This window comes from Iodobacter sp. BJB302 (assembly GCF_002735645.1).
In the GTDB taxonomy this organism is placed as follows: domain Bacteria; phylum Pseudomonadota; class Gammaproteobacteria; order Burkholderiales; family Chitinibacteraceae; genus Iodobacter.
In genome coordinates, this window is the sequence record NZ_PDZG01000136.1 from 1 (window position 1) to 3,920 (window position 3,920).

Consider the following 3,920-nt stretch of genomic DNA (forward strand, 5'->3'; position numbering starts at 1 on the left):
CTCGGAACTGGAGCTGGCAAGATGAAGTGCAATTGAACCCCGACCGGGCTATTGAGCCTAAAACAAGCGAGGAATTACAGGTCGCTTAAATCGTAAAAACATCTCAACTATCTTGACAATTACCGGGTGTAAGTAACCATGCTTTGAGCTTGCTGTTGATTGATCTGTTTTCGATTGCTGGTGCAATGCGCAGCGCTTATGGTCTCCTTAGAATCTAAATGGGATTAGGGCTCGCAAGTAGCCATCTGTTTTTGCTTAAAAAAAAGGCCCCGAATCAGATTCGGGGCCTTAAAAGCTGCCGTGACGCAGTTCTTAGTAAGCGGTTTTTATAAGTGCTCGCCGTTTACAGCGCGCTGTGGCGCAGTTGTTCTAGGATTGCCGGGTTTTCTAGCGTAGAAATATCCTGAGTGATTTCTTCACCCTTGGCGATATTTCTGAGCAGGCGGCGCATGATTTTGCCTGAGCGTGTTTTAGGCAGATTGTCGCCAAAGCGGATTTCATCCGGCTGAGCAATTTTGCCGATCTCGTGTGCTACCCATTCGCGCAGCTGCTTGGCTACGGCTTTACCTGCCTCGCCTTCAGGGCGATCACCCTTGAGCACCACAAAGGCCACAACGGATTCGCCCTTGATATCATGCGGCTTACCTACCACTGCGGCTTCTGCAACCAGCGGATTAGCGGCCAGAGCCGATTCAATTTCCATGGTGCCAAGGCGGTGGCCAGAAACGTTTAGCACGTCGTCGATGCGGCCCATAATCCAGATATAGCCGTGCTCGTCGTAATGCGCCGAATCACCAGCGAGGTAAAACTTGCCGTTAAATTCTTCCGGGAAGTAAGTGCTCTTAAAGCGTGCGGCATCGTTATAAATGGTGCGTACCAAAGATGGGAACGGGCGGGTAATCACCAAGGACCCGCCTTTGCCAGGCTCTACCGGCGCGCCGGATTCGTCCACAATCGCCGTCATAATACCCGGCAGTGGCAGAGTGCAAGAGCCTGGTTTGGTGGCCACTGCACCTGGCAATGGGGCCACCATATTGGAGCCGGTTTCGGTCTGCCACCAAGTGTCTACAATCGGGCAACGGCCGCCACCGATGGTCTCGTGATACCACATCCACGCATCAGGATTAATCGGCTCACCCACTGTGCCCAAGAGGCGCAGGCTGGATAAATCGTATTGTTTAGGCAGCTCGCCACCCAGCTTAATCAGGGAGCGAATCGCGGTAGGCGCGGTGTAAAAGGTGGTGACCTGATGTTTTTCAATCATCGCCCAGAAGCGGCCAGCATCCGGATAGGTTGGCACGCCTTCAAACACCACTTGCGTGGCGCCGATGCCCAGCGGGCCGTAAGCAATATAGCTGTGGCCGGTAATCCAGCCCACGTCGGCCGTGCACCAGTACACATCGTCTTCTTTGTAATCGAACACCCATTTCATCGATACTTGTGTACCAAGGAAGTAGCCCGCGCTGGAATGCTGAATGCCCTTAGGCTTACCTGTGGAGCCGGAGGTATAGAGCACAAACAGCGGATCTTCGGCATTCATCCATTCTGGCTCGCATACATCAGGCAGGCCTTTAACCAGCTGATGCCACCACACATTATTGCTTTCGCTCCAGTGATCCGGCTTGGTGCCGGTGCGCTGGAACACAATCACTTTTTCGACGGATTCGCAGTTGCCAATGCCCAGCGCTTCGTCTGTCATGGCTTTCAGTGGCGTGGCTTTGCCGCCGCGTACCGATTCATTAGCGGTAATCACAATCTTGGCCGCAGCATCCTGGATGCGATCACGCAGCGCGCCCGCAGAGAAGCCGCCGAATACTACCGAGTGAATTGCGCCGATACGGGCGCAGGCCTGCATGGCGATAATGGCTTCAACGGTGTGCGGCATATAGATCACCACGCGATCACCCTTCACCACGCCAAGGCTCTTCAGCCCATTGGCAAACTGGCAAACGCGGTGATACAGCTCGCGGTAAGTTACGCGGGAGACTGAGCCATCGTCTGCTTCAAAAATAATCGCTACTTTATTCGCTTTGCTTTCAAGATGACGGTCGAGGCAGTTGTAAGACACATTCATTTCACCGTCTTCAAACCACTTGAAGAATGGTGCATTCGATTCGTTTAATACCTTGGTAAAAGGCTTGCGCCAGCTGACTAACTCGCGGCCCAGATCGCCCCAAAAGCCTTGATAATCGCTATTGGCTTTCTCGCAAAGGGTGTGATAGCCCTCCATGCCGGATACATTTGCTTTAGTACGGAAATCGTCGGAAGGTGGAAACAGACGGGTTTCCTTAAGTACGGAATCAATGCTGCTCATATAGGCTTCCTTCTTGCAGAGATAGTCAGATAAATCGGATCAAACCCAGAGTATCAGTGGGGGCTGTCGCAAGGCCAATCGTGTTTTTTGATGGGGTGAATCAGAAAGACTGATGTGAGGGTTTTTGCGTGGCAGGCTGATTTTCGCTGGCGTGGCTTCAGCTGCGAAAGCCTTGTTAAAAGTGTGGCTGAAGCTACTCCTGCGGGATTTGATTGTGAGCTAACAAGCATCTGTATTTACTGCTCTGCCCGCTCTGCAATCAGGCTGTAGCTGAGCGGCAAGCGGGCTTCGTTTTGCTCTAATGCGGCGTAGGTTACTGATATTTCATTTGGGTATTCTGCAAAGTGGCGCAATTGCAAACCCTGCTGCAGGCAGCCGCCAATAATATCGGAGAGGGTGTGTGGAAACCAATACGAGGGTGCGCTGCCTGTGCCTTCGGTATCAATATATTCAGGCAGCATTTCATCAATAAATGGCGCTTTACGGAAATAAGAGCTGTCCATTGCGTGAGGAGGAATGGGATTAAACATATCCAAAATAGGATGCTGCTCATAAATAAATAACTGCCCATTTGGCTTTAGCCAAGAATGAATCAATGCCAATAAACGCGGTAAATCGGGCATCCAGCCCAATACCCCAACGGTGATATATACCAGATCAAAAGAGCGCTGGTATTGATTTTCTAGTGCAAAAACGTCGCTGCAAATAAATTCGATATCCAGCTCTGCATAGGCAGCCAATTCTTTTGCCTGCTCAATAAATTGATCAGAAATATCAATCCCCACGCAGCGGCCAGCACCGGCGCGTTTGATGCTGCATAGCTCCTGGCCGCTATTGCAGCCAATTTGCAGTACGTCTTTGCCATTGAGTGGAAACCGGGTAAACAGCTCTTTTTCTACCGCATCAAAACTTGAGAATTCTGGGTTTTTTATGGCGCTAAGCAGCTCGCTAAAACCTTCTTTCTTATTTATTTCGGCAGTTAAATTCCACATCGCCCGATTGACTTCTGTGTAGTTTGTTTCTTCTGTCATCATTTTTCTTTAAATTTTTTGGAAGGGTTTAAAGTTTGTATCGGATACAAATTTTTGATTTTCCATATTTTTTCATACTGAACCAGTTTTAGTTTCTATGTTGCATATGCAAAATAGGAAATGGCTTGTCCATGCCATCAAGCTCAGAGCGACTGATGATTTTAAAACCCATGCGCTCATAAAAACGAATCGCCTGGGTGTTTTGCTCATTCACATCCACTTTGCTTGCCTGATGATGAGTAACGGCATGGCTTAAAAGCATACTGCCGATTCCCAGCCCTCTGTGCTCGGGGGCGATAAATAACATATCTATATTGCCTTCGCCCAAGCCAATAAAACCAGTTATTTTTTCCTGATTATCTTTGGCGCATTGCAATGAGACTACCGGGAAAAAATCACTCAGCATTTTTGATTTATAAAATTGAATATCGTCTTCAGATAAAAAATCACCTGATTATGTCTCTTGCTCAATCTCCTTGCTCAAACCACTTAAAAGGCCTAAGGTGAACGAACGTTCTTTTGTGGAGTGGTCGTCATGGCAATCAACCCAATCCAGATGCAAAAGGGGCTGTCGC

The 3,920-nt window shown here is 49.2% G+C and carries 3 protein-coding genes; all 3 read right to left on the reverse strand.

Annotated elements, in window-relative coordinates; genetic code table 11:
* Positions 1 to 343: 343 nt before the first annotated feature.
* Positions 344 to 2,314: an acetate--CoA ligase gene (acs, locus tag CSQ88_RS21980; RefSeq protein ID WP_099400195.1), complete on the reverse strand. Its 1,971-nt coding sequence runs from the start codon at positions 2,312 to 2,314 to the stop codon at positions 344 to 346.
* 236 nt (positions 2,315 to 2,550) lie between these two features.
* Complete coding sequence (locus CSQ88_RS21985; protein WP_099400196.1) at positions 2,551 to 3,348, reverse strand: bifunctional 2-polyprenyl-6-hydroxyphenol methylase/3-demethylubiquinol 3-O-methyltransferase UbiG; 798 nt, start codon at positions 3,346 to 3,348, stop codon at positions 2,551 to 2,553.
* An 85-nt stretch (positions 3,349 to 3,433) separates the two neighbouring features.
* On the reverse strand, positions 3,434 to 3,751 hold the full coding sequence (locus CSQ88_RS21990) for a GNAT family N-acetyltransferase (protein ID WP_099400197.1): 318 nt from the start codon (positions 3,749 to 3,751) through the stop codon (positions 3,434 to 3,436).
* Positions 3,752 to 3,920 lie beyond the last annotated feature (169 nt).